A 23,847-nucleotide genomic window follows, 5' to 3' on the forward strand; every position below is an offset into this window, starting at 1 on the left:
TGATTATTAAAATCGCATCAATTAAAACGGGATCAGGATAAAAAAATTATCAAGATTTCCTGTTTGGGTCCTATATGTCCCAGATAAGCATCCACTAGGGTAGATTAAGCTTGTATAAATTGACCTGAGTCGGCGAGCATAAAAAAATGGGCCCCTAAGGACCCATGTTTAAATTGAATAGCGCTGGCGTTTAAATATCCAGCGAGCTGACGCTAAGCGCATTGCTTTCAATAAACGCACGGCGTGGCTCAACGTTATCGCCCATCAGGGTAGTGAAAATCTCATCGGCGCTGATTGCGTCATCGATTTGCACTTTAAGCAGACGGCGTACTTTCGGGTCCATGGTGGTTTCCCACAATTGTTCCGGGTTCATCTCGCCCAAACCTTTATAACGCTGAATATTCAGGTTATGTCTGGCTTCACCTAGCAACCAGTCCAGTGCCTGTTTAAACGTGACCACTTTTTGCTCTTTCTCGCCACGTTTGATTAAAGCACCTTCACCTAACAGATTATTCACCATTTGCGAGGTACGGTTAATCTGGCGGTAATCGCCACTGCTCAGGAATTCTGCATCGATCACGCAACTTTGCAGGTTGCCGTGTACGTATTTATTCACTTCCAGGCGATAAGCACTGGTTTCAGTATCCTGTGCCACGATCACTTCGGAACCAATCGCACCCAGGATAGGACGCAGTTTTTCAGCAGCTGCATTGGCTGCGGCTTCGGTATTTAATTCCAGGTCACCCAGGTCTTGAATCGCACGTAACACGCTTTCGTCATACAGGTTAGCAATCCGGCGGATCACGGCTTCAGTCAGCACCATCTGTTTGGCGATGCTGTTCAGCGCATCATCCTTCAATACATTGCCACCTTCACGCGTCAGCAGTTCAGCGCCTTTAAGTGCTGAATTCAGCAGGTACTCATCCAACTCATGTTCATCTTTGAGGTAACGCTCGTCACGTCCCTGTTTGACTTTGTAGAGCGGTGGTTGCGCAATATAGATATGGCCACGTTCAACTAGTTCAGGCATCTGGCGGTAAAAGAAAGTCAGCAGCAAAGTACGGATGTGGGCACCATCAACGTCCGCATCAGTCATGATGATAATGCGGTGATAACGCAGTTTTTCAACATTGAAATCGGCTTTGCCTATGCTTGTGCCCAAAGCAGTGATCAGCGTCGCGATCTCTTGCGAGCCTAACAGTTTGTCAAAACGTGCTTTTTCCACGTTAAGAATCTTACCTTTGAGCGGCAGGATGGCCTGGTTTTTACGGTCACGGCCTTGTTTGGCTGAGCCGCCCGCGGAGTCACCCTCGACCAGGTAGATTTCGCACAGTGCAGGGTCTTTTTCCTGGCAATCAGCCAGTTTCCCCGGCAAGCCCATGGTGTCCATCACGCCTTTACGGCGGGTGATTTCACGCGCCTTACGGGCTGCTTCACGCGCACGGGCCGCTTCTACAATTTTGCCACAGACGATTTTGGCATCGATCGGGTTTTCAGCCAGAAACTCGGCCAGTTTGGCCGACACGATTTCTGATACCACCGGTTGTACTTCACTGGATACCAGTTTGTCTTTGGTCTGTGAGGAGAACTTGGGATCCGGCACTTTGACTGACAATACGCAGGTGATGCCTTCACGCATATCATCACCTGTGGTTTCCACTTTGGCTTTTTTCGCGAACTCGTTTTGCTCGATATACTGGTTGAGCGTTCGAGTCATTGCTGTGCGCAAGCCGGTTAAATGTGTACCGCCATCACGTTGCGGGATATTGTTGGTGAAACACTGTACGGTTTCTGAGTAACTGTCGTTCCATTGCATGGCAACTTCGACGGTCATATTGTCTTTTTCGCTCACCGCGTAAAAGACTTTCGGATGCAATACCGTTTTGCTGCGGTTCATGTATTCGACGAACCCTTTGATGCCGCCACTGAAAGCAAAGTTTTCAGACTTGCCGGTACGTTGGTCGATTAACTCGATTTTTACGCCATTATTCAGGAAAGACAGTTCACGGATACGCTTGGCCAGGATTTCAAAGTGATATTCAACCAGCACAAAAGTATCTACAGATGCCAGGAAGTGCACTTCTGTGCCTTTTTTATCTGTAGTACCAGTCACAGCTAAAGGCGCTTGTGGCACACCTCTATGGAATTCCATCTGGTGAACCTGGCCTTTACGGTAGATTTTCAACCTCAGCCAGTCAGACAGCGCATTCACCACCGAGACACCCACACCATGCAGGCCGCCAGACACCTTGTAGGAGTTCTGGTCGAATTTGCCACCGGCATGCAACTCGGTCATGACGATTTCAGCTGCAGAACGCTTGGGCTCGTGTTTATCGTCATCTTTGACATCGGTAGGAATACCACGACCGTTATCGGAAATACTGATGGAGTTATCCGGATGGATGATCACTTTAATATCATCGCAATGACCGGCCAACGCTTCATCAATCGCGTTATCTAGAACTTCAAACACCATATGGTGCAAGCCGGAACCATCTGACGTGTCACCGATATACATGCCTGGACGCTTACGTACTGCATCCAAACCTTCTAAAATCTTGATACTGTCTGAGTTATATTCTTGTGGCTGTGCCATAACAAAGTTTCTTTATGAAATTAAAAGACAAAACCCTGTTTCACGTGAAACAGGGTAACTCTCATTGGTAAGACTGCATTATATGCGCATTGGCATGACGACGTATTTATAGTTGGTATCGCTGGCTGTGGTGATCAGGCAACTGCTATTGGCATCAGCAAATGCAAACTGGATGTTTTCATCGCCAAGATTATTGAGCACATCAATCAGGTAAGTGACATTAAAGCCAATATCCAGTGGTGCTTTGCTGTAATTGATGTCGAGTTCTTCTTCAGCTTCTTCCTGCTCGGTATTGGTGCTGATCAGCTTGAGCTGACCATCAGTGATCACCATGCGGATACTGCGATATTTCTCGTTAGACAGAATAGAGGCGCGTTGCAAGGCACTCAAAATCTCCTGGCGATTCACTTCAAAATTATTCTGGTGACCGCTTGGAATCACGCGATTGTAATCCGGGAATTTACCATCAATCACTTTGCTGATCAGTTGAATGTCACCGAATTCAAAACTCACCTGGCCATTCAGTAAATCTATCACTACCGGTGAATCAGATTGCTCATCGAGCAACTTGGTCAATTCAAGCACGGTTTTACGTGGCAGGATCACTTCGGTTTTTTCAAACTCCTGATCCAGCGTAGTGTTGGTATAGCTCAAGCGGTGACCATCAGTGCCCACTACATGCAACTGGTTGCCTTGTACTTCCAGCAACAGGCCATTCAGGTAATAGCGGATATCCTGTTGCGCCATGGCGAATTCCACCTGTTTCAACAAGCGTTTCAATTCCGATTGCGCCAGGCTGAAACTGATATTTTGCCCACTGGCTTTGCTCATCAAAGGATAGTCTGCGGATGGCAGTGTTTGCAGGTTAAACCGGCTTTTGCCCGCTTTCAGTGTGATGCGGTTATCCTGGTTATTCATTTCTATTGCCGTGTTCTCAGGCAATGAGCGACAGATATCCAGTAGTTTTTTAGCAGAAATCGTCGTGCTTAGTTCTCCCTCAACGCCACTATTCACTTTGAGTGAAATCTGCATTTCCAGATCGGTGGCTGTCAAATGCATTTCCTGCTGTTTGATGTTAATCAGCAAATTGGAAAGAATAGGTAACGTATGTCTGCGTTCAACGATTCCGGTGACATTGTTAAGTGGTTTAAGCAATACTTCACGGCTGATTTTGATTTGCATGGCCTGACCTGATTAATAACTTTATTTCAATATATAAAAGATAAGATTAATAGTAATGTAGCGTTTTTTTGTGGGTAACTCAAAAAAGCATTTATATTCAATTACTTGTTACCCGGTTAGCTTGTGTATAAATTGCGGTTTAAACATGCATAGTTTGTGGCTGATATTGTAAACCGATTTTATCCTGTCTATACGCAATATTTAAACACAGTTCATTCGCACCTTATCCACAGCTTTTGTTTTTGTATTTTACTGGTTTAATCCCTGATTACCTGCGTTAAAAAACCGATATCGCGCGCGAGTGTCTGGTCGTTTAAACGCAGTTGTTCTATTTCATCACAGGCATGCATCACCGTAGTGTGGTGACGTCCGCCAAACGCTTCACCGATTTCAGGGAAGCTGTGATTGGTTAGTTCTCTTGCCAACGACATGGCTACCTGGCGCGGCCGCGAGACATTACGCGAGCGCTTTTTGCTAAACATATCGCTGACTTTAATCTTGTAATAATCCGCGACGGTTTTCTGGATATTCTCAATCGTGATCTGGCGTCCGCGAACCGCGATCAGATCACGCAGGGCATCTTTGGCCAGGTGCACATCAATGGCGTGGCCGGTAAAGTTAGCCATGGCGATGATACGGTTGAGGGCGCCTTCGAGCTCACGTACGCTGGATCGGATCTGCTTGGCGACAAAAAATGCCACATCTTCATGCAGGTTGATTTTCAGCGTCTCGGCTTTTTTACGCAGAATGGCGACGCGCATTTCCAGTTCCGGCGGTTCCACTGCGACCGTCAGGCCCCAGCTGAAACGTGTACGCAATCGCTCATCCATATCCACGATTTCTTTAGGATAGGTATCACAGGTAATGACGATCTGTTTCTTTTCTTCGATCAGCGTATTAAAGGCATAGAAGAACTCTTCTTGCGTACGCGTTTTCTTGGCGAAGAACTGTATGTCATCAATTAATAGCAAATCTAATGAGTGGTATTGCTGTTTAAACTCGTCAAACGCCTTATTCTCATAGGCCTTCACTACGTCCGAAACATACCGTTCCGCATGCAGATAACGGATATTGGCTTCCGGCTTGTTTTTCTTAAGCTCGTTGCCTATCGCCTGCAATAAATGCGTTTTACCTAAACCGACACCACCATAGATAAACAAAGGGTTATATGCCTGCCCGGGATTGCCAGCGACTTGTATGGCTGCTGCGCGCGCCAATTGGTTGGCGCGGCCGGTGACGTAGTTATCGAACAGGAAACTGTTATTCAGTCCGCTGCTCTTTTCAGATTTGATATTTTTAACCGGTGCCCGGCTTGGAAAAGGTTTCTTCTCTACAGGCTTTTCAATTTGCCTGGGCTGACTTTTTGCGATGGGTGTTTCGTTGGCGCCAGATGGCTGAGCATCATTATATGAAGCCGTTTGCATAAGCGCAGGTTCAGTTTGCAGAATACTGCTGTCAACAATCAGCTCAACCACTACACTATTGGATAATTCAAGCGCAATGGTTTCAATGCGGTTAAAAAACTTGCTTTTTACCCACTGCATGACAAACTTGTTAGGCGCAACAATTTGCACAGCCTGACCATTCACGCGTGCACGCAGGGGTTTAATCCAGGTATTGTATTGTTGTGCGGATAGTTCTTTTTCGAACTTCAGCAGACAATGCGCCCAAAAGTTTTCCATTGCTCCAGTGTTTTCAATGTATGCAAAAAGCTGACTCCGGCCTGTCAGCCTTGGAGTAGTTTGCGTTTGTTTATTCGTTATGTGCCAGGAAAGAGTGGCAGAAGTGGGAATCAAGGCCGTTTGGCAGCGTGATTCACTGGGGACATTCTAAACGTTTTGACTGGAGTTATCCACAGCCTGCGACTATATAAATATAAAAAAAATCATTGACATACCTAGCTCAATTCATGTTTAATTAAGGGTTTTTGAAATCGGCAAATTTCAGCTGCGAAATCAGCGATGCCGGAACAGATTTTAATTGCCGGGATTTACTTCCCTACTTGGCGCAGGAGCTAAATAATGAAACGTACCTACCAACCATCTAAAACCCGCCGTGCCCGTACCCATGGTTTTCTTGTGCGTATGAAAACTAAAGGTGGCCGTGCAGTGATTGCTGCCCGTCGCGCTAAAGGCCGTAAACGCCTGGGTCTGTAATCCCGGTGCTGCATTGCTTGAGGCTATGCATGACATTTCAGCAGCCATGACATTGTATAAGCTTAGAAAAACGGATGAATTTTCATCCGTTTTTACTTTCAGGAAACGCTTATATGGCGAGTGGTTGCTTGCCAATATCAAACCTAACCAGCAACCGCTCAATCGTTACGGTCTTGTTGTGCCCAAGAAAATCGCCAAGCTGGCAGTGAGCCGTAATTATATGAAGCGCGTACTGCGCGAATTGTTAAGAAATCAACCTTCTTCAACAACAAGCGGTTATGATGTGGTGCTTCAGGTTCGCAAGACCTTTCAGCAGGCTGATTTTAGTGCAGTACAACGTGATTTGTCGGTATTGCTGAGCAAGCTTAAAAAAACCTCTACAGTTTCCTGATACGCTGATGAAAATGGTACTGATTACTTTGATAAAGTGTTACCAGTGGGGCTTAAGCCCCTGGCTGGGCCGTCAATGCCGCTTTCATCCCACCTGTTCACACTATGCGATCGAGGCTTTGCAGCGTTATGGCGCTTTTAAAGGCTCCAGGCTGGCATTGGCACGTATCGGTCGCTGCCATCCCTGGCATCCCGGTGGTGTGGACCCCCTTCCTTGACTTGTAAAAACGAAACCTTATGGATACTCGCCGTTTAATTCTGTTCGTCATTTTCTCTTTCTCCATCATGCTGCTATGGGATGCCTGGCAAAAAGAGCATGCGCCTGAGATGCCAGCTGCGCAAACTGCTGCAACACCACAAGGCACGCCTGCCGATAAGCCACAGGAAAATGGTTTCAGCCTGAAAAAAGGCGAGCGTATTTCTGTGAAAACCGATCGCTATGCTGCCGTGATTGATACTGTGGGTGGCGACTTGCGTCAGTTATCTTTGCTGGAACATAAGGCGGATGATAACTCCGGCCCGTATGAGCTGATGAGCGATCAGAGCAAGGATGAATTGTATGTCGCGCAAACTGGCTTGAAAGGCGATGGGCTGCCAACGCATTACGAGACGTTTACAGCCACTGATACCAGTTATGTCATGCAAGAGAGTGAAAACTCACTCGAGGTGCGTTTAACAGCACCAGAAACCAATCGTATCGCTGTGGACAAAATTTACACTTTCCATCGTGGTCAATACCAGATTGATGTGCGGTACGAGATCAAAAACAATAGCGAAAAAGCGATTTCTCCCTCCGTTTATTATCAGATCATCCACGATAGCGAGTCCAACCAGGGTTCAAAAATGATGCCTACCTTTACTGGCGGCGCATATTTCACTGAAGAGGATAAATACAACAAGGTCAAGTTTGACGAAATGGCCAAAAAAGATGTGTCTATCAATGCCAAAGATGGCTGGGTCGGCCTGGTACAACACTATTTTGTGAGTGCCTGGATTCCGCAATCCAAAGCTGAACGCAAGTTTTATACAACAAAACTCAGTGACCATGATTTCTCTATCGGTACCATTTTGCCTGTGGGCGAGATCGCTGCTGGCACCACTAAAACCATAGATGCTAAATTATTCAGTGGTCCGCAGGAGCAGGATGACCTGGAAGCTGCCGCGCCTGGCATGGAGTATGTGGTTGATTACGGTATCCTGACCATTATCGCCAAGCCGCTGATGTGGTTGCTGACCCATATTTATGACCTGGTTAAAAACTGGGGTATCGCCATTATTATCCTGACGGTGCTGATCAAGGCTGCTTTCTTCAAATTGTCTGCCTCTGGCTACCGCAATATGGCTCACTTGCGTGAAATGGCCCCGCGCATGCAGGCCCTAAAAGACAAATTTGGCGATGATAAACAAAAGCTGCAGCAAGCCATGATGGAGATGTATCGTACCGAGAAAATCAACCCTATGGGTGGTTGCCTGCCTATCCTGGTGCAGATCCCGGTATTTATCTCACTGTATTGGGTGTTGCTGGGTTCAGTACAATTACGTCATGCGCCCTTCTTCGGCTGGATTCAGGATTTGTCTGCCACAGATCCCTACTTTATTCTGCCTATCCTTATGGGCGCCACCATGATCATTCAAACCACCCTGAATCCGCCACCTACCGACCCGATTCAGGCCAAGGTCATGAAAATCATGCCGGTGCTGTTCAGCGTGTTTTTCTTTTTCTTCCCGGCTGGCCTGGTACTGTACTGGCTGGTGAACAATATTCTTTCTATCTGGCAACAATGGGCGATCAACCGCATGATTCATGCGGAAGCAGTTGTCAAAAAAGGAAATGGCAAATAGTCTGGAGTCGGGTGATGTTAGCCCGGTAGATCTGGCGCACAATCATGCTGCGCCAGACCTTTTGACTACTGAAACCATTGCAGCAATAGCCACCGCACCCGGTGCCGGCGGCATAGGCGTAGTCAGGGTATCCGGCCCGCTAGTATCGCAGATCGCCAGGCAGGTACTCGGTTACTGCCCTGCCCCACGGCATGCAGCTTACCTGCCCTTTTACCAGGCGGATGGCAGCCTCATCGATCGTGGCATTGCCATTTATTTTCCCAATCCGCATTCTTATACCGGTGAAGATGTACTGGAGCTGCAAGCGCATGGCGGTACTGCGCTGATGCAGATCCTGTTGGCTCGCTGTATTGAATCTGGCGCCAGACATGCTGTAGCCGGTGAGTTTACCCAACGTGCCTACCTGAACGATAAACTGGATTTGGCCCAGGCCGAAGCAGTGGCTGACCTGATCAATGCCTCTACGGCTGAAGCGGCGCGCAGTGCAGTTCGTTCCTTATCGGGCGAATTTTCCCAAGCTATTCAGGCTTTATTACAGCAGTTGATAGATTTGCGCATGTATGTCGAAGCCTGCCTGGATTTTCCCGAAGAAGACATTGATTTTATCAGCCAGGGTCGCGTACGGGAGAAACTGAAAGCCAATCAGCAAACGTTACTGACTATTTACCAGCGGGCAAAACAAGGTGCTTTGTTACGCGAAGGGTTGAATGTCGTATTAGTGGGCCAGCCGAATGTAGGTAAATCGAGTTTGCTGAATGCGTTGTCTGGTGAAGATGTGGCGATTGTGACACCAATCGCAGGTACTACGCGCGACACGATCAAAAGTATGATTCAGATCGAAGGTGTGCCTTTACATATCATTGATACGGCTGGTTTACGTGAAACAGAAGATGTAGTCGAGAAGGTCGGGATTGCACGTACCTGGAAAGCAATAGAAACTGCGCAGGTGGCTTTATTGATGGTGGATAGTCAGCATGGCATAGGGCCTTACGAGAACAGCATTCTGCAGCAATTGCCGGACCAAATTGAAAAAATTTGGGTGCATAATAAAATTGATGTTTCACGTGAAACATCACGCATTGAAAAACGTGAAAAAGAGATACACCTGTTTTTATCAGCCAAGACAGGCAATGGTATTGCCGAGCTGCAAAAAACGCTTCTGGAAATTGTAGGTTACCAACCAGGAAATGAGGGGGTTTTTATGGCACGAGCCCGACATCTCCAGGCATTACAGCAGGTGGAGCAACATCTGGAGCAGGCAACCAAACAAATGCATGCAGCTGAATTGATTGCAGAGGAGCTACGATGCGCTCAGGAAGCGTTGGCTTCTATCACTGGCGAGTTTACGCCAGACGATTTGCTGGGTGAGATTTTCAGTCGCTTTTGTATCGGAAAATAAAAAACCCGCATCAGCGGGTTTTTTTTCGTCTGGGAAATGGTGTGTTACGCTGGCTGAAGCGCTCATCAATACTACACACGCGTTTACTGCCGGTAATCATGGCCCAGATCAGATTATCCTTGTGAATAAAACTTTCAAACAATACGCCCAGGACATGAATGACAACTACCCCTAGCCAGGTCCAGGTGACATAGTGATGGATCACCTTGGCTAAATCATCATCAATGAATCCCCAACCGCTGTTATACACAATACAGCCTGAACCCACTGCCAGAATACCTAAACCCAGCATGGCATAGATCGCGATTGAGCCTACAGGATTGTGACCAACATAATGCCTGGCTGTCCCTTTAAGCAGTTTGAATAAATGCTTCACTGCCCAGACGGGGTTTAACGGAAAGCTTTGGAAGTTGGCGTAGCCGGTAGCGACTACGCCCCATATAATGCGCGCGACAATCAGTGTGCCGGCGACATAACCCGCATATGCATGGTGCAACCTGTCCCACATGGAACTATGGGTATAAAACGCATATGCGAAAGCCGCCACCAGCGACCAGTGGAAGATCCGGATAAATGGATCCCATACGTAGCGCAACATTCAGGTTATTAACTCGGCTTGATTATTTAGTGGGCTTGGTTTCAGTCAATAAGTAAGCAATAAAATTGGCTTTTTCTGCAGGTGCGCAATCCGCGCCCAAAATATCGTTGCAGTGTTTAGTAAACTCTTCTTCGACTTTATCAATATCAGTGAAACGTTTGGTGTTGACTCGAGGCGCCAATGGAGGAATCTCTTTATTGGTGACGATGTTTTTACCAACATTAGCAGGATTGTTAGTGTGGCAAGATGCGCACGCAGCTTCCCTGCCGCTCGCAGTTTGAAACTTGCGGTTAAAAAAGATTTTGCCATCAGTAATTGACGGTGCTTTGAACGATGGATTAACTGACTGCGCGATATTGGTGTATTTATAGACCAGTTTTTCAGCGTTTGTGACATCAGCCAACGCGTTGACAGAAAAAAGTACCCCGAATGCAGCGATAATTGTTTTGATTTTCATGGTAAGAGCTCCTTTGGTTATTATTGGAACGAATTTTATTAGTTTTATGTTAAGTAAATATGGCTTGCGTGTAATTGATTTGTATTAAACCGTTATTAATTTGTATTAAATCTGTAGTAATGCAGCGTGCAAATGTAACTAAGCTGTGATTATGGTGTGAATTAAAATGACCATCAGTCTAGTTTACGCTAAAATCACAACTCTTTTTAAATCAAATAGTTCAATCACTTTATGATGGATTTTCCTGATAAATTCGATGTCATCGTTGTCGGTGGTGGCCATGCAGGTACTGAAGCGGCGCTGGCTGCTGCACGCATGGGACAAAAAACTTTGCTGCTGACCCATAACATCGAAACGTTGGGGCAAATGTCCTGTAACCCTTCTATAGGCGGCATTGGTAAAGGGCACTTGGTTAAAGAGGTAGATGCACTTGGCGGCGCTATGGCTGCAGCCACCGATATCGGTGGCATTCAATTCCGTATCTTGAATTCCAGTAAGGGTCCGGCAGTGCGTGCAACACGTGCACAGGCTGACCGTATCCTCTATAAAGCTGCGATACGTCATCGACTCGAAAATCAGGCTAATCTGTGGTTATTCCAGCAGGCGGTGGACGATATTATTTTAGAGGGCGAAAAAGCGGTTGGCGTGGTGACGCAGATCGGTTTGCGTTTTCATTCCAAGTCGGTTGTCCTCACGGCAGGTACTTTCCTCGGTGGACTGGTGCATGTCGGGTTGCAGAATTACAGCGCCGGGCGCGCCGGAGACCCCCCATCTATTTCCCTGGCTGCTCGATTGCGCGAAATCGGTCTCCCTGCCGGCCGCCTGAAAACTGGCACCCCACCACGGATTGATGGCCGCACGATTAATTATAGTCTCATGACCGAGCAGCCTGGTGATACTCCAGTACCAGTATTCTCATTTTTAGGGAATGTCGCACAACATCCACAGCAATTACCTTGCTGGATTACCCACACCAATCAGCAAACCCATGACATCATCCGCAGTGGCTTGGATCGCTCCCCAATGTATACCGGTGTCATTGAGGGAGTCGGTCCAAGATACTGCCCTTCAGTAGAGGACAAGATCCATCGCTTTGCCGACAAGGAATCGCATCAGGTGTTTCTTGAGCCTGAAGGCTTGACAACCCATGAAATTTACCCGAATGGTATCTCTACCAGTTTGCCATTTGATATCCAGTTGTCGCTGGTGCGTTCGATCCGTGGGCTGGAGAATGCACACATACTGCGCCCCGGATACGCCATAGAATATGACTACTATGATCCCAGGGGTTTAAAATCGACCCTGGAAACCAAGGCTGTAAAAGGCTTGTTTTTTGCAGGTCAGATCAATGGCACTACAGGTTATGAGGAGGCAGCTGCACAGGGTCTACTGGCGGGTGCAAATGCGGCACTCTACGCACAGGAGAAAGATGGCTGGTGCCCTTCCCGTGAACAAGCCTATCTTGGGGTACTGGTTGATGACCTAATTACTACTGGCGTCAATGAGCCTTACCGTATGTTCACCAGCCGTGCGGAATATCGTTTACAGTTGCGTGAAGATAATGCAGATATGCGACTGACCGAAATCGGACGCAAATTAGGTTTGGTGGACGACGCGCGCTGGGAAGCCTTCAGTAAAAAACAAGAAATGGTGGAGCGCGAACAGACAAGATTAAAGAATACCTACCTGCAACCTGAAGGTGGTCAGGTGAATAGCAATAGTCAAAACAAAATTGTTTCACGTGAAACACAGCACGCTGTTTTTGGCAAAGTACTGGAGCATGAGTATTCCCTGTTTGAATTATTGCGTCGCCCGGAAATTAGTTACCAATCGCTACTGGATATTGTGCCTGCACCCGAAATCCTGGCATCGGATGTAATTGAGCAAGTAGAGATTGCTGCCAAATATCAAGGTTATATCGATAGGCAGAATGAAGAAATCGCGCGCCAGAAAAATAGTGAGCATATTAAACTGGGTGACATCATTGATTACAATGATGTACATGGCTTAAGTAATGAGGCGCGCCAGAAGCTATTGATGCAACAGCCTGAAACGATAGGTCAGGCAAGTCGCATCCAGGGCATCACTCCAGCGACCATTTCTTTATTGCTGGTATATCTGAAGCGCAAGCATAAAAAACAACATCAGTCTGGCGATATCGCAGCAGCATGACGGTTTTGGCATCACAATTGGCTGCCGGGGTTGAGGCGCTGGGCTTGGGATCTGTCGTCTCTGAGGCGATGCAGGAAAAATGCCTGGCGTATATCACCTTGCTACAAAAATGGAACAAGGTATACAACCTGACGGCCGTGCGCGATCCACAGGAAATGTTAAGCCTGCATATACTCGATAGTTTGAGCGTGTTGCCTCATATACAGTCCGGCCGTTTACTGGATGTAGGTAGTGGTGGCGGTTTGCCAGGGTTGATCATTGCGATAACCCGCCCCGATGTACAGGTGACCACCATAGATACCGTGCAGAAAAAAGCCATCTTTATGCGCCAGGCGAAAGCGGAATTGGGGCTGGTCAATGCAGAGGTGGTGCACGGGCGGGTTGAAGCCTATCAGCCACCCTCGCCTTTTGATCAGGTTATTTCGAGGGCATTTTCAGATATCGCTTTATTCAGGCGGCTGACCATGCATCTGATTGTTCCACATGGGCGCTGGCTGGCTATGAAGGGTGTGGTGCCTGACGATGAGCTGCAGCTTGCCAGTGTCATTCCTTCAGAAATTATTCGTTTGCAAGTGCCAACTTTGCAAGCGGAAAGACATTTAATTGTGTTTGAGAATTCATAATGAAAATAATCGCGATCACCAACCAAAAAGGCGGCGTAGGTAAAACTACAACTTGCGTTAATTTAGCAGCCAGCCTGGCCGAGCAGGGAAAAAAGGTGCTGTTGGTCGATCTGGATCCACAAGGTAATGCCAGCACCGGTAGTGGCATAGACAAAACACATTTAAAAGATAGTATTTACCAGGTGCTGATCGGCAATAAATCCTTGCAGGAAGTGATTCTGCATGCAGAAGCGGCGAAATTTGATGTGGCACCCTCCAATCGTGACCTGGCCGGGGCGGAGGTTGAGCTGGTCAATGAAATGGCACGTGAGACACGCTTGAAAAACGCGCTGCTAAAATTGGGAGATACCTATGATTATGCGTTGCTGGACTGCCCGCCTTCGCTGAATCTGGTGACGGTAAATGCCCTGACAGCTGCGGACTCTGTCATGATTCCCATGCAATGTGAGTACTATGCACTGGAAGGTTTGTCAGACCTGGTCAATACTATTAAGAAAGTGCGCGCTCACTTAAACCCGATACTGGAAATCGAAGGCTTGTTGCGCACCATGTTTGATAACCGCAATATGTTGGCACAACAGGTGTCGGCACAACTGGTCAGTCATTTTGGTAAAAAAGTCTACCAGACGATTATTCCGCGCAATGTTCGCCTGGCAGAGGCGCCGAGTTATGGCATGCCGGTGCTGCTGTATGATCGTGCCTCCAAGGGTGCGCAGGCCTACCTGGAGCTGGCGCAAGAACTCATCCAGAAGAATTAATTCTTCATCTCAACTTTTCACAGACATTCAACACAAGGAATCAGCAGTATGGTTAAGCTCAAAGGACTCGGACGCGGACTTGATGCATTGTTATCCGGTGATGTAGAAACCATCGCTCAATCAGACACCTTACGCACGCTGCATGTCAGCCAGCTTCAGCCCGGCAAATATCAGCCACGTTCGTATATGAATGAAGAGGCTTTGCAAACGCTGGCCGACTCCATACGCACACAAGGCATCATGCAGCCTATCCTGGTGCGTGAGATTGCAGAAGATAAATTTGAAATCATCGCCGGTGAACGCCGCTGGCGCGCATCACAAAAAGCCGGATTGACTGAAGTGCCGGTGCTTGTACGCGACATCGCCGATGAGGCTGCACTGGCAATGGCCTTGATTGAAAACATCCAGCGCGAAAACCTGAACCCGCTGGAAGAAGCCATGGGCATCAAGCGCCTGATCGATGAATTTGAAATGACTCATGAAAAAGCCGCTGAAGCCGTTGGGCGCTCACGTGTAGCGGTATCCAACTTATTACGCCTGCTTACACTGACACCGATGGTGCAGGACATGTTGCTGGATAACCAGATTGATATGGGTCATGCCCGGGCATTGGTGGGTGTTGAGCCGGCGCAACAAATCCTGCTGGCCAATAAAGTGGTGCAGGATGGCCTGTCTGTGCGTGAAGTGGAGCGCTTGATGCAGCAGTCGCCAGGCGGGAAAAAGAAAGGCAAGGAAAGTGAGCAGCCAGATATCGCCTCCCTGCAAACGCAATTGAGCGAGCAATTAGGTGCGGGCGTGAATATCAGTGCTAAAACCAATGGTTCCGGTGTATTAAAACTGAGCTATGCAAATTTGGACCAGCTGGATGATTGGATAGCAAAACTCACGCGCAATTAAGCAAAAGTTCCGGTAAAAAGCAAAATTTTGGCTTGGTATGGGAATTTTCCAGCACATTCAGGCAGTTAAGTCAGTTGAAAGCTTGACTTAACCCTGTGAATAATTCAAAATCTCGCGTCTTTGTAGCAATTTGCCTTGATTTTTTGCAGTTAAACCCCATGACCACACCGGAAACCAGCCTCTCCGACGCACAGATGTATCGCAATATGCTGCGTTGGCAAGTGATGGCAACGGCTGCTGTGACGATTGCAGCGGGTTTAATTTCCGGATTTCCCGCAGGTGTTTCAGCATTGTTCGGTGGTGCGGCGGTGATAGTAGGTGCCTGGTTTGCCGCAAGAATCGCAGCAAGAAGCCAGTCTAAAACGCAAGCAACAGATGTATTGTTGAATTTGCTCAAGGCTGAAGCAGTAAAAATTCTGATTATCGCCATTATCTTATTGGCGGTATTCAAGTTGTATCAATCGTTGGTGCCGTTTGCACTGATTGCCGGCTTGGCAGCCGCTGCCCTCTTCTCGGGTGCTGCGCTGGCAAAATCGCAAACCCCTGTGTAGACATGTTTATTTAAAAAATAGTTTGAGATTATGACAACCGAACACACACAACAAGCAGAACACGCGTTGACCCCTTCCAGTTACATTCAACATCACCTGGGTTTTAACGCCCAATCCGTAGGTGATACCAGTTTCTGGACATTGCATGTGGATACGCTGGCGATGTCGGTGATCCTGGGTTTTGTGGTGATGGGTCTGGTCTGGCTGGTCGCGCGCGGAGCTACCTCTGGTGTGCCAAGCAAAGCACAGGCCTTTGTAGAGCTGGTGTTTGGTTTTATTGATGATCAGGTAAAGAATATTTTCCACGGCGACAGGCATAGTTTTATCGCGCCAACAGCACTGACCGTTTTCCTGTGGGTGTTCGCCATGAATGCCATGGACTTCCTGCCGGTAGATATTTTCGCAAAAGGGATTCATGCACTGGGCTTCGATCACTGGCGTGCAGTGCCAACTTCAGATATCAACACCACCTTTGCATTGGCACTGGCAGTCTGGTTCCTGATGATTTTCTTTTCAATCAAAGCCAAAGGCCTGGGCGGCTGGATTCACGAGTTGTTCTGTGCCCCGTTCGGTTCTGCCAAATTCTTCAAACCAAAAAGCGCACTTGGTTTTGTTGGTCTCGTTTTAAGCCCGTTGTTATTCGTTGCAAACTTCGCTTTTAACCTCATCGAATACGTTTCAAAACCGCTTTCCCACTCCTTGCGTTTGTTCGGCAACATGTATGCCGGTGAAGTCATTTTCCTGTTGTTGGGTCTGTGGGCAGCCACGGGTTTGACAGGAACCATCGCAGGTGCAGTGCTGGGTGCTGGCTGGTCTATCTTCCACATCCTGATCGTGGCCTTGCAAGCGTTTATTTTCATGATGCTGACCGTGGTGTACCTGGCTATGGCGCATGAATCGCACTAATTTCAAGTTTTTCTTTGATTAATTTTGTAGTTGTTTTTATTTCTTAATATAAGAGAGGGTAATACATAATGGAAGCTTTAGCATTGATTCAGGCCTACACAGGCATTGGTATCGGTTTGATCATCGGTTTGGGTGCTGCAGGTGCCTGTATCGGTATTGGTATTATGTGTGCAAGTTTCCTAGAAGGTGCTGCACGTCAACCAGAAATGATCCCAGCTTTGCAAGGTAAAGTATTCCTGCTGTTGGGTTTGATCGACGCGTCCTTCATTATCGGTGTTGGTTTGGCCATGATGTTTGCATTTGCAAACCCATTGTTGAGCGTTGTTGCACAGTAATTAACGCCCGGTAGGGTTTAAGTAGTGACTTAAACCTTTCAACAACCCAGTAAGATGGATCAAAAATGAATATTAATTTCACACTCATCGCGCAAGCTATCGCATTTGCAGTGTTGATTTGGTTCACAGTGAAATTCGTTTGGCCGCCGCTGTTAAAAGCGATTGAAGCGCGCCAAAAGGAGATTGCGGATGGTTTGGCTGCTGCTCAAGAAGGTAGAAGTGCCTTGGAAGTAGCGGCTAAAAAATCTGAAGCGACACTGAATGAAGCAAAACAAAAAGCAAGTGAGATTATTGGGCAAGCTGAAAAACGCGCTGCGCAAATCATCGATGAAGCCAAGGGTAATGCCAAAGCTGAAGGTGATCGCATTATTGCTGGTGCCAAAGCCGAGATCGATCAGGAAGTGAACCGCGCCAAAGAAGGCCTGCGCGCTCAAGTTTCTACACTGGCTGTGGCTGGTGCAGAAAAAATCCTGCGTAAAGAGATCGACGCCAAAGCACATAGCGAGATGTTGTCTAAACTTGCTGCGGAACTATAAGGATAAAACATGGCTGAACTCTCAACCATTGCAAGACCTTATGCTGTTGCCGCCTACAAGTTAGGCAAAGAAAAAAAGGCACTGGCAAAGTGGTCTGAAATGCTGGCATTTGCTGCGGCAGTTGCATCAGATGTGCACATGAAAACATTGATTGATAGCCCTAAACTGAATGCTGCTGATATCGAGGCGACATTCCTTAAAGTTGGCGGCGACAACCTGGATGCTCATGGGCAAAATTTAATCAAGATTTTGGTTGAATACGGCCGTTTATCCTTATTGCCTGCTATTGCTGAAGCTTTTGAGGCTTTGAAAGCGCAAGATGAAGGCACGCTGGACGCTGAAATTATTGCTGCTGCAAAACTGACAGCTGCGCAGACTAAAGATTTGGTCAAACGTCTGGAAGCCAAGTTCGGCAAGAAGATTGAAGCAAGCGTATCCGTAGATCCGGAAATCATCGGCGGCATCAAAATTATTGTTGGCGACACGGTCATTGACGCGTCTGTCCAAGGTCAGTTACAAAATTTAGCCTATACGCTCACAGCATAAGGCATAGGAGATTTAAATGCAGTTATCAACATCAGAGATTAGCGAGCTCATTAAGAGCCGTTTGGAAAACTTCTCTACTACCGCCGAAGCGCGTACCCAAGGTACTGTGATTTCTGTGACAGACGGCATTGTGCGTATTCACGGTTTGTCCAATGTCATGGCCGGCGAGATGATTGAGTTTCCAGGCAACACATTTGGTTTGGCATTGAACCTGGAGCGTGACTCCGTTGGTGCCGTTGTGCTGGGTGACTATGAGCACATCACTGAAGGTGACGTATGTAAATGTACCGGTCGTATTCTGGAAGTGCCAGTAGGCCCGGAACTGATTGGCCGTGTAGTGAACTCACTGGGTCAGCCTATCGATGGTAAAGGTCCGGTTAAAACCAAACTGACTGACAAGATTGAAAAAATCGCGCCGGGCGTGATTGCGCGTAAATCAGTATCACAACCTGTTCAAACTGGCCTGAAGTCTATCGACTCCATGGTGCCGGTAGGTCGTGGCCAGCGTGAATTGATCATTGGTGACCGTCAGACAGGTAAAACAGCGGTAGCGGTTGATGCCATCATTAACCAGAAGGGTCAGAACATGACCTGTATCTACGTTGCGATTGGCCAGAAAGCTTCTACGATTGCTAACGTGGTACGTAAACTGGAAGAGCACGGCGCGATGGCTTACACCATTATCGTGGCTGCTTCTGCTTCAGACTCTGCTGCACTGCAATTCCTGGCACCTTATGCCGGTTGTACCATGGGTGAATACTTCCGTGACCGCGGTGAAGATGCATTGATCGTTTACGATGACTTGTCAAAACAAGCGGTTGCTTACCGTCAGATTTCCCTGCTGCTGCGCCGCCCACCAGGCCGTGAAGCTTACCCAGGTGACGTGTTCTACATTCACTCACGTCTGTTAGAGCGTGCTGCTCGTGTCAACGAAGAGTATGTAGAGAAATTCACTGATGGCAAGGTTAAGGGTAAAACTGGTTCATTGACTGCATTGCCAGTGATTGAAACACAAGCCGGTGACGTGTCTGCATTCGTTCCAACCAACGTGATTTCGATTACCGATGGCCAGATCTTCCTGGAAACTGACTTGTTCAACGCAGGTGTGCGTCCAGCGATCAACGCCGGTATTTCCGTATCCCGCGTGGGTGGTGCTGCACAAACCAAGATCATCAAGAAACTGGGTGGCGGTGTGCGTCTGGCATTGGCACAGTATCGTGAACTGGCTGCGTTTGCGCAGTTCGCGTCTGACCTGGATGAAGCAACCCGTAAACAGCTGGACCGCGGTCGTATGTTTACCGAGCTGATGAAACAGGCGCAATACTCACCATTGAGTGTTGCAGCGATGGGCGTCAGCCTGTTTGCAGCAAACAAAGGTTACTTTGACGATGTACCAACCAACAAGGTACTGGCATTTGAAAACGCATTGCATGGTTTCTTGAACTCCAAGTACAAGAACATCATTGATGCAATCGATTCCAGTAAAGATCTGAGTGGCGACAACGAGAAAGCACTGGAAGCTGCGATTCAAGATTTCAAAGCAACCAACGCTTATTAATCTCTGACACTTCGACTTAGGAACCTAATATGGCAGGTAGTAAAGAGATTAGAACCAAGATCAAGAGTGTAGAAAATACACGCAAGATCACCAAGGCGATGGAGATGGTGGCTGCTTCTAAAATGCGTAAAGCGCAGGATAGAATGCGTGCTTCCCGTCCTTATGCGGATAAAATCCGTAATGTGGCGGCTCACCTCTCCTTTGCTCAATCTGAGTATAGGCATCCGTTTCTGATCAAGCGTGATGTGGTGAAAAATATCGGTCTGATTGTGGTCAGCTCAGACAAAGGCCTGTGCGGCGGTTTGAATACCAACGTATTGCGTTTGTCTCTGAACCAGATGAAAGCCTGGGAAGCTGAAGGCAAAGGCATCAACGTCAGCGCGATTGGTAACAAAGGCTATGGCTTTATGAACCGTATCGGCGCACAGGTGAAATCACACATCACAGGCCTGGGCGATACACCGCAACTGGAAAAACTGATTGGTAGCATCAAAGTGATGCTGGATGCTTACATTGCCGGTGAAATTGATCAGCTTTACATCTGCTATACCAAGTTCATCAATACCATGAAGCAAGAGCCGACCATGCAGCAACTGCTGCCATTGTCAGGTGAGCAACTGGGAAGCGCAAATGGCCATTGGGATTACATCTATGAGCCGGAAGCTAAACCAGTGGTGGATGAGTTGATGACCCGTTATATCGAATCACTGATTTACAACGCAGTGGCCGAGAACATGGCATCAGAACAATCTGCACGTATGGTGGCGATGAAGTCTGCATCCGATAACGCGAAGAGCGTGATTGGCGAACTGAAACTGGTCTATAACAAAGCCCGTCAGGCTGCGATTACCAAAGAGATTTCAGAAATCGTCGGCGGTGCGGCAGCAGTTTCGTCCTAAGGCGTGCGCTTCAAGCGCAAGTGAAAGAATTCAATTAGATCTGACTCATAAAGTTAGGAAAAGAAAATGGCAAAGGCAAATCAAGTAGTAACAGGTAAAGTAGTGCAGTGTATTGGCGCTGTGGTTGACGTGGAATTTCCACGTGACCAAATGCCTAGAGTATTCGATGCATTGATCATTGATGACAAAAACTCCAATGCAGAAGCCGGTTTGACACTGGAAGTGCAGCAACAGCTGGGTGACGGCGTGGTACGTACCATTGCCATGGGTTCTTCAGATGGTCTGGCACGTGGCACCGCATTTAAAAATACGGGTTCAGCGATCTCTGTACCAGTAGGTGAAGGCACTCTGGGCCGTATTATGGACGTGTTGGGTCGCCCAATCGACGAAGTAGGTCCAATCGATTCTACAGAATTCCGTTCTATCCACCAGAAAGCCCCGGCTTTTGAAGAACTGTCTCCATCTGTTGACCTGTTAGAAACAGGCATCAAGGTGATTGACCTGGTTTGCCCGTTCGCTAAAGGCGGTAAAGTGGGTCTGTTCGGTGGTGCCGGTGTAGGTAAAACCGTGAACATGCTGGAACTGATCAACAACATCGCTAAGCAGCACTCCGGTTTGTCCGTATTTGCCGGTGTGGGTGAGCGTACCCGTGAAGGTAACGACTTCTACCACGAGATGGCAGATGCTGGCGTTATCAAGCTGGACAACATGAAAGAATCAAAAGTAGCCATGGTGTTCGGTCAGATGAACGAACCTCCAGGCAACCGTCTGCGCGTAGCGCTGTCAGGTTTGACCATGGCTGAAAAATTCCGTGACGAAGGCCGTGACGTATTGTTCTTCGTAGATAACATCTACCGTTATACACTGGCCGGTACTGAAGTATCCGCGTTGCTGGGCCGTATGCCTTCAGCCGTAGGTTACCAACCTACCCTGGCTGATGAAATGGGCCGTCTGCAAGAGCGTATTACTTCAACTAAAGTGGGTTCTATTACGTCTATCCAAGCGGTTTACGTACCAGCGGATGACTTGACCGATCCATCACCAGCAACAACTTTCCAGCATTTGGACTCTACAGTTGTGTTGTCACGTGACATCGCTTCTTTAGGTATCTACCCTGCGGTTGACCCACTGGATTCAACTTCACGCCAGCTGGATCCACTGGTGGTTGGTGAAGAGCATTACAACGTCGCACGTAGCGTACAGCAAACACTGCAACGCTATAAAGAACTGCGCGACATTATCGCGATTCTGGGTATGGATGAATTGTCTCCAGAAGACAAACTGTCCGTAGGCCGTGCACGTAAAATCCAGCGTTTCCTGTCACAACCTTTCCACGTGGCTGAAGTATTTACTGGCGCGCCAGGCAAATACGTGCCACTGAAAGAAACCATCAAAGGCTTCAAGGCGATTGTTGCCGGCGAATACGATCACTTGCCTGAGCAAGCGTTCTACATGGTTGGTGGTATTGAAGAAGCGGTTGAGAAAGCTAAAACACTGAACTAAATCTTTGTTATGCAGGCAGGTGGTTTTCACCTGCTTGTCTAATGAATTTTCAGTGAAATAGAAAAGAGAACATTATGGCAAATACTGTGCATATCGATGTAGTAAGCGCTGAAGAATCTATCTTCTCCGGCGAAGCCGAATTTGTCGTGGCACCAGCAGGCGGCGGTGAAGTAGGTATCTACCCAAACCATGCGCCTATGATTACGACCATCAAGCCAGGTGCTTTGCGTATCAAACAAACTGCAGATAAAGATGAAACCGTGATTTATATTTCTGGCGGCATGCTGGAAGTACAACCAGGTGTAATCACTGTGTTGGCAGACACAGCCATTCGTGGTCAGGATCTGGACGAAGCAAAAGCCATCGCGGCCAAAGAAGCGGCTGAAGAAGCGCTGAAAAATCGATCCTCGGAAATCAACTATGCAGCAGCGCAAGCTGAGCTGGCTGAAGCAGTGGCACAAATTCAGGCAATTCAAAAATTGCGTAAATCGGTACACTGAGAAAAATAGCAAACAAAATAACAGGCGACTCTCGAGTCGCCTTTTTTGTTTCTGAGCTAAAATAACACTATGACTGACCTGAATATTATTATCCTGGCCGCCGGCAAAGGTACGCGTATGCGCTCCGACCTGCCTAAGGTATTGCACGGCATTGGTGGCAAGCCGATTTTGCATCATGTGATCGATGTGGCACGACAACTTGACCCGAAGAAAATCATTATTGTGTATGGTTTTGGTGGTGAGCAGGTGCAGCAGCAAACGCCTGGAGAAGATTTGGATTGGGTGTTACAGGCAGAGCAACTGGGCACCGGACATGCCGTACAACAAGCCCTGCCCTTGCTAGCAGATCAGGGATCTGCACTGATTCTTTTAGGTGATGTGCCCTTGGTTGATATAGCCGCATGCAGGGAAATGCTGAAGCACGCAGATCAGCACCTGGTCGTACAAACGTTTATAAAAAATGATCCGGCTGGTTACGGCCGCATTGTTCGCAATGCCGACAATGAGGTATTGGCAATTGTCGAACATAAAGATGCCAGTGAGACACAACGCGCCATCAAGGAAGTGAATACCGGCATTATGGCGATGCCCAATGCGCAACTGAAAAGCTGGCTGGCGCACATTAAAAACAATAATGCGCAGCAGGAGTACTACCTCACTGATATCATCGCGTTATCCGTCAGCGAAGGCCGCGCCGTATTGCCGCAAGTCGTGGCCGATGCGTGGTCAGTGACAGGGATTAATTCCAAAGTTGATCTGCAACAGATTGAAAGAGAATACCAGTTGCGACAGGCAAACGAGTTAATGACACAAGGCGTGACGCTGCTGGATGCCAGCCGTATTGATATCCGCGGTCAACTTACCTGTGGGCGGGACGTGGTGATTGATATCAATTGCGTGTTTGAAGGCAATGTCACCATCGAAGACGATGTACAGATTGGCCCACAGTGTGTCATTAAAAATGCCGTCATCGCCAAAGGCAGCAGGCTCGCAGCGTTTACTCATATCGATGATGCGACCATAGGCCAACACAGCAAAATCGGGCCGTTTGCGCGCCTGCGCCCAGGGACACAACTAGCGGCTGAAACCCACGTTGGTAATTTTGTCGAGATTAAAAATGCCACGGTTGGCCTGGGTAGTAAGGTCAATCATTTAAGCTATGTTGGTGATGCCAGTATTGGTGCGAATGTAAACATCGGCGCGGGAACCATCACTTGTAATTACGATGGCGCAAACAAACATAAGACTATCATTGAAGATGATGTATTTGTTGGTTCCGACACGCAGCTGGTGGCGCCTGTCACTGTCGGTAAAGGGGCCACTATTGCGGCAGGCTCAACCATTACTAAAAATGTCCCGGCTGACTCACTGACCCTGTGTCGTGCCCGAGAGCAACGTTCAATTCAAGGATGGAAACGTCCGCAAAAGGTGAAAAAATAAGCG

The 23,847-nt window shown here is 47.8% G+C and carries 24 protein-coding genes; 19 read left to right on the top strand and 5 right to left on the bottom strand.

Annotated features, from left to right (window positions below; translation table 11 throughout):
* Positions 1 to 190: 190 nt before the first annotated feature.
* The 3 genes from gyrB to dnaA form a co-directional block, all read right to left on the bottom strand.
* Positions 191 to 2,596, bottom strand: coding sequence for a DNA topoisomerase (ATP-hydrolyzing) subunit B (gyrB, locus tag ACFQ2T_RS09430; protein ID WP_379033568.1), 2,406 nt, complete (start codon positions 2,594 to 2,596; stop codon positions 191 to 193).
* Between the two features lie 78 nt (positions 2,597 to 2,674).
* Positions 2,675 to 3,778: a DNA polymerase III subunit beta gene (gene dnaN, locus ACFQ2T_RS09435; RefSeq protein ID WP_379033571.1), complete on the bottom strand. Its 1,104-nt coding sequence runs from the start codon at positions 3,776 to 3,778 to the stop codon at positions 2,675 to 2,677.
* Positions 3,779 to 4,035: 257 nt separating this feature from the next.
* Entirely contained in the window at positions 4,036 to 5,460 is a 1,425-nt protein-coding gene (dnaA, locus tag ACFQ2T_RS09440; protein ID WP_379033574.1) for a chromosomal replication initiator protein DnaA, read from the bottom strand.
* A gap of 339 nt (positions 5,461 to 5,799) precedes the next feature.
* On the opposite strand from dnaA, the gene rpmH reads away from it, so the two are divergent.
* From rpmH to mnmE, 5 genes are read left to right on the top strand one after another with little or no spacing between them, the layout of a single operon-like run.
* The gene (rpmH, locus tag ACFQ2T_RS09445; RefSeq protein ID WP_018987191.1) at positions 5,800 to 5,934 is read left to right on the top strand and encodes a 50S ribosomal protein L34; all 135 of its coding nucleotides are present in this window, start codon (positions 5,800 to 5,802) and stop codon (positions 5,932 to 5,934) included.
* Between the two features lie 25 nt (positions 5,935 to 5,959).
* Positions 5,960 to 6,325 carry a ribonuclease P protein component gene (gene rnpA, locus ACFQ2T_RS09450; RefSeq protein ID WP_379033577.1) on the top strand — a complete coding sequence of 122 codons (366 nt, stop codon included), beginning with the start codon at positions 5,960 to 5,962 and terminating at the stop codon, positions 6,323 to 6,325.
* A gap of 7 nt (positions 6,326 to 6,332) precedes the next feature.
* Positions 6,333 to 6,542: a membrane protein insertion efficiency factor YidD gene (gene yidD / locus ACFQ2T_RS09455; protein WP_379033580.1), complete on the top strand. Its 210-nt coding sequence runs from the start codon at positions 6,333 to 6,335 to the stop codon at positions 6,540 to 6,542.
* Between the two features lie 19 nt (positions 6,543 to 6,561).
* Positions 6,562 to 8,166: a membrane protein insertase YidC gene (yidC, locus tag ACFQ2T_RS09460; protein WP_379033583.1), complete on the top strand. Its 1,605-nt coding sequence runs from the start codon at positions 6,562 to 6,564 to the stop codon at positions 8,164 to 8,166.
* Positions 8,156 to 9,565 carry a tRNA uridine-5-carboxymethylaminomethyl(34) synthesis GTPase MnmE gene (mnmE, locus tag ACFQ2T_RS09465; protein WP_379033585.1) on the top strand — a complete coding sequence of 470 codons (1,410 nt, stop codon included), beginning with the start codon at positions 8,156 to 8,158 and terminating at the stop codon, positions 9,563 to 9,565. Before yidC ends, mnmE begins: the two co-directional genes overlap by 11 nt.
* A 10-nt stretch (positions 9,566 to 9,575) precedes the next feature.
* Here mnmE and ACFQ2T_RS09470 read toward each other — a convergent pair whose 3' ends face one another.
* Both ACFQ2T_RS09470 and ACFQ2T_RS09475 read right to left on the bottom strand, forming a co-directional pair.
* Positions 9,576 to 10,163, bottom strand: coding sequence for a cytochrome b/b6 domain-containing protein (locus ACFQ2T_RS09470; protein ID WP_379033588.1), 588 nt, complete (start codon positions 10,161 to 10,163; stop codon positions 9,576 to 9,578).
* Between the two features lie 22 nt (positions 10,164 to 10,185).
* Positions 10,186 to 10,620: a DUF1924 domain-containing protein gene (locus ACFQ2T_RS09475; RefSeq protein WP_379033591.1), complete on the bottom strand. Its 435-nt coding sequence runs from the start codon at positions 10,618 to 10,620 to the stop codon at positions 10,186 to 10,188.
* A 234-nt stretch (positions 10,621 to 10,854) separates the two neighbouring features.
* Between ACFQ2T_RS09475 and mnmG the strand changes: the two genes are divergently transcribed.
* The 14 genes from mnmG (at position 10,855) to glmU (ending at position 23,844) form a co-directional block, all read left to right on the top strand.
* Entirely contained in the window at positions 10,855 to 12,792 is a 1,938-nt protein-coding gene (gene mnmG / locus ACFQ2T_RS09480; RefSeq protein ID WP_379033956.1) for a tRNA uridine-5-carboxymethylaminomethyl(34) synthesis enzyme MnmG, read from the top strand.
* Positions 12,789 to 13,415 (top strand): 16S rRNA (guanine(527)-N(7))-methyltransferase RsmG, encoded by a 627-nt coding sequence (rsmG, locus tag ACFQ2T_RS09485; protein WP_379033594.1) that lies wholly within the window; start codon positions 12,789 to 12,791, stop codon positions 13,413 to 13,415. Before mnmG ends, rsmG begins: the two co-directional genes overlap by 4 nt.
* Positions 13,415 to 14,173, top strand: a complete 759-nt coding sequence (locus ACFQ2T_RS09490; protein WP_379033596.1) for a ParA family protein — start codon at positions 13,415 to 13,417, stop codon at positions 14,171 to 14,173. The genes rsmG and ACFQ2T_RS09490 overlap by 1 nt, the downstream gene beginning before the upstream one ends.
* 48 nt (positions 14,174 to 14,221) lie before the next feature.
* A complete protein-coding gene (locus tag ACFQ2T_RS09495; RefSeq protein WP_379033599.1) occupies positions 14,222 to 15,070 on the top strand; it encodes a ParB/RepB/Spo0J family partition protein in 849 nt (282 codons plus the stop codon).
* Positions 15,071 to 15,228: 158 nt separating this feature from the next.
* Positions 15,229 to 15,621: an ATP synthase subunit I gene (locus ACFQ2T_RS09500; protein WP_379033602.1), complete on the top strand. Its 393-nt coding sequence runs from the start codon at positions 15,229 to 15,231 to the stop codon at positions 15,619 to 15,621.
* A gap of 30 nt (positions 15,622 to 15,651) precedes the next feature.
* Positions 15,652 to 16,527: a F0F1 ATP synthase subunit A gene (gene atpB / locus ACFQ2T_RS09505; protein ID WP_379033605.1), complete on the top strand. Its 876-nt coding sequence runs from the start codon at positions 15,652 to 15,654 to the stop codon at positions 16,525 to 16,527.
* A 68-nt stretch (positions 16,528 to 16,595) separates the two neighbouring features.
* Positions 16,596 to 16,862, top strand: a complete 267-nt coding sequence (gene atpE, locus ACFQ2T_RS09510) for a F0F1 ATP synthase subunit C (RefSeq protein ID WP_055830697.1) — start codon at positions 16,596 to 16,598, stop codon at positions 16,860 to 16,862.
* Between the two features lie 65 nt (positions 16,863 to 16,927).
* On the top strand, positions 16,928 to 17,398 hold the full coding sequence (locus ACFQ2T_RS09515; protein ID WP_379033609.1) for a F0F1 ATP synthase subunit B: 471 nt from the start codon (positions 16,928 to 16,930) through the stop codon (positions 17,396 to 17,398).
* 9 nt (positions 17,399 to 17,407) lie between these two features.
* Positions 17,408 to 17,944, top strand: coding sequence for a F0F1 ATP synthase subunit delta (locus tag ACFQ2T_RS09520; RefSeq protein ID WP_379033612.1), 537 nt, complete (start codon positions 17,408 to 17,410; stop codon positions 17,942 to 17,944).
* A 16-nt stretch (positions 17,945 to 17,960) separates the two neighbouring features.
* Positions 17,961 to 19,502, top strand: coding sequence for a F0F1 ATP synthase subunit alpha (atpA, locus tag ACFQ2T_RS09525; RefSeq protein WP_379033614.1), 1,542 nt, complete (start codon positions 17,961 to 17,963; stop codon positions 19,500 to 19,502).
* A gap of 29 nt (positions 19,503 to 19,531) precedes the next feature.
* Positions 19,532 to 20,401: a F0F1 ATP synthase subunit gamma gene (gene atpG / locus ACFQ2T_RS09530; protein WP_379033616.1), complete on the top strand. Its 870-nt coding sequence runs from the start codon at positions 19,532 to 19,534 to the stop codon at positions 20,399 to 20,401.
* Between the two features lie 66 nt (positions 20,402 to 20,467).
* On the top strand, positions 20,468 to 21,904 hold the full coding sequence (gene atpD, locus ACFQ2T_RS09535) for a F0F1 ATP synthase subunit beta (RefSeq protein ID WP_379033618.1): 1,437 nt from the start codon (positions 20,468 to 20,470) through the stop codon (positions 21,902 to 21,904).
* 74 nt (positions 21,905 to 21,978) lie between these two features.
* Positions 21,979 to 22,404, top strand: coding sequence for a F0F1 ATP synthase subunit epsilon (locus ACFQ2T_RS09540; protein ID WP_379033620.1), 426 nt, complete (start codon positions 21,979 to 21,981; stop codon positions 22,402 to 22,404).
* A 69-nt stretch (positions 22,405 to 22,473) separates the two neighbouring features.
* Entirely contained in the window at positions 22,474 to 23,844 is a 1,371-nt protein-coding gene (gene glmU, locus ACFQ2T_RS09545) for a bifunctional UDP-N-acetylglucosamine diphosphorylase/glucosamine-1-phosphate N-acetyltransferase GlmU (RefSeq protein ID WP_379033622.1), read from the top strand.
* Positions 23,845 to 23,847: the final 3 nt, after the last annotated feature.

This window comes from Methylophilus flavus (assembly GCF_042678905.1).
GTDB classification, from domain to species: domain Bacteria; phylum Pseudomonadota; class Gammaproteobacteria; order Burkholderiales; family Methylophilaceae; genus Methylophilus; species Methylophilus flavus.

Excerpts from the sequence above, each read along its gene's own strand:
- gyrB (WP_379033568.1), bottom strand. The coding sequence starts at position 2,596 with ATGGCACAGCCACAAGAATATAACTCAGACAGTATCAAGATTTTAGAA.
- dnaN (WP_379033571.1), bottom strand. The coding sequence starts at position 3,778 with ATGCAAATCAAAATCAGCCGTGAAGTATTGCTTAAACCACTTAACAAT.
- dnaA (WP_379033574.1), bottom strand. The coding sequence starts at position 5,460 with ATGGAAAACTTTTGGGCGCATTGTCTGCTGAAGTTCGAAAAAGAACTA.
- rpmH (WP_018987191.1), top strand. The coding sequence starts at position 5,800 with ATGAAACGTACCTACCAACCATCTAAAACCCGCCGTGCCCGTACCCAT.
- rnpA (WP_379033577.1), top strand. The coding sequence starts at position 5,960 with ATGCATGACATTTCAGCAGCCATGACATTGTATAAGCTTAGAAAAACG.
- yidD (WP_379033580.1), top strand. The coding sequence starts at position 6,333 with ATGAAAATGGTACTGATTACTTTGATAAAGTGTTACCAGTGGGGCTTA.
- yidC (WP_379033583.1), top strand. The coding sequence starts at position 6,562 with ATGGATACTCGCCGTTTAATTCTGTTCGTCATTTTCTCTTTCTCCATC.
- mnmE (WP_379033585.1), top strand. The coding sequence starts at position 8,156 with ATGGCAAATAGTCTGGAGTCGGGTGATGTTAGCCCGGTAGATCTGGCG.
- ACFQ2T_RS09470 (WP_379033588.1), bottom strand. The coding sequence starts at position 10,163 with ATGTTGCGCTACGTATGGGATCCATTTATCCGGATCTTCCACTGGTCG.
- ACFQ2T_RS09475 (WP_379033591.1), bottom strand. The coding sequence starts at position 10,620 with ATGAAAATCAAAACAATTATCGCTGCATTCGGGGTACTTTTTTCTGTC.
- mnmG (WP_379033956.1), top strand. The coding sequence starts at position 10,855 with ATGGATTTTCCTGATAAATTCGATGTCATCGTTGTCGGTGGTGGCCAT.
- rsmG (WP_379033594.1), top strand. The coding sequence starts at position 12,789 with ATGACGGTTTTGGCATCACAATTGGCTGCCGGGGTTGAGGCGCTGGGC.
- ACFQ2T_RS09490 (WP_379033596.1), top strand. The coding sequence starts at position 13,415 with ATGAAAATAATCGCGATCACCAACCAAAAAGGCGGCGTAGGTAAAACT.
- ACFQ2T_RS09495 (WP_379033599.1), top strand. The coding sequence starts at position 14,222 with ATGGTTAAGCTCAAAGGACTCGGACGCGGACTTGATGCATTGTTATCC.
- ACFQ2T_RS09500 (WP_379033602.1), top strand. The coding sequence starts at position 15,229 with ATGACCACACCGGAAACCAGCCTCTCCGACGCACAGATGTATCGCAAT.
- atpB (WP_379033605.1), top strand. The coding sequence starts at position 15,652 with ATGACAACCGAACACACACAACAAGCAGAACACGCGTTGACCCCTTCC.
- atpE (WP_055830697.1), top strand. The coding sequence starts at position 16,596 with ATGGAAGCTTTAGCATTGATTCAGGCCTACACAGGCATTGGTATCGGT.
- ACFQ2T_RS09515 (WP_379033609.1), top strand. The coding sequence starts at position 16,928 with ATGAATATTAATTTCACACTCATCGCGCAAGCTATCGCATTTGCAGTG.
- ACFQ2T_RS09520 (WP_379033612.1), top strand. The coding sequence starts at position 17,408 with ATGGCTGAACTCTCAACCATTGCAAGACCTTATGCTGTTGCCGCCTAC.
- atpA (WP_379033614.1), top strand. The coding sequence starts at position 17,961 with ATGCAGTTATCAACATCAGAGATTAGCGAGCTCATTAAGAGCCGTTTG.
- atpG (WP_379033616.1), top strand. The coding sequence starts at position 19,532 with ATGGCAGGTAGTAAAGAGATTAGAACCAAGATCAAGAGTGTAGAAAAT.
- atpD (WP_379033618.1), top strand. The coding sequence starts at position 20,468 with ATGGCAAAGGCAAATCAAGTAGTAACAGGTAAAGTAGTGCAGTGTATT.
- ACFQ2T_RS09540 (WP_379033620.1), top strand. The coding sequence starts at position 21,979 with ATGGCAAATACTGTGCATATCGATGTAGTAAGCGCTGAAGAATCTATC.
- glmU (WP_379033622.1), top strand. The coding sequence starts at position 22,474 with ATGACTGACCTGAATATTATTATCCTGGCCGCCGGCAAAGGTACGCGT.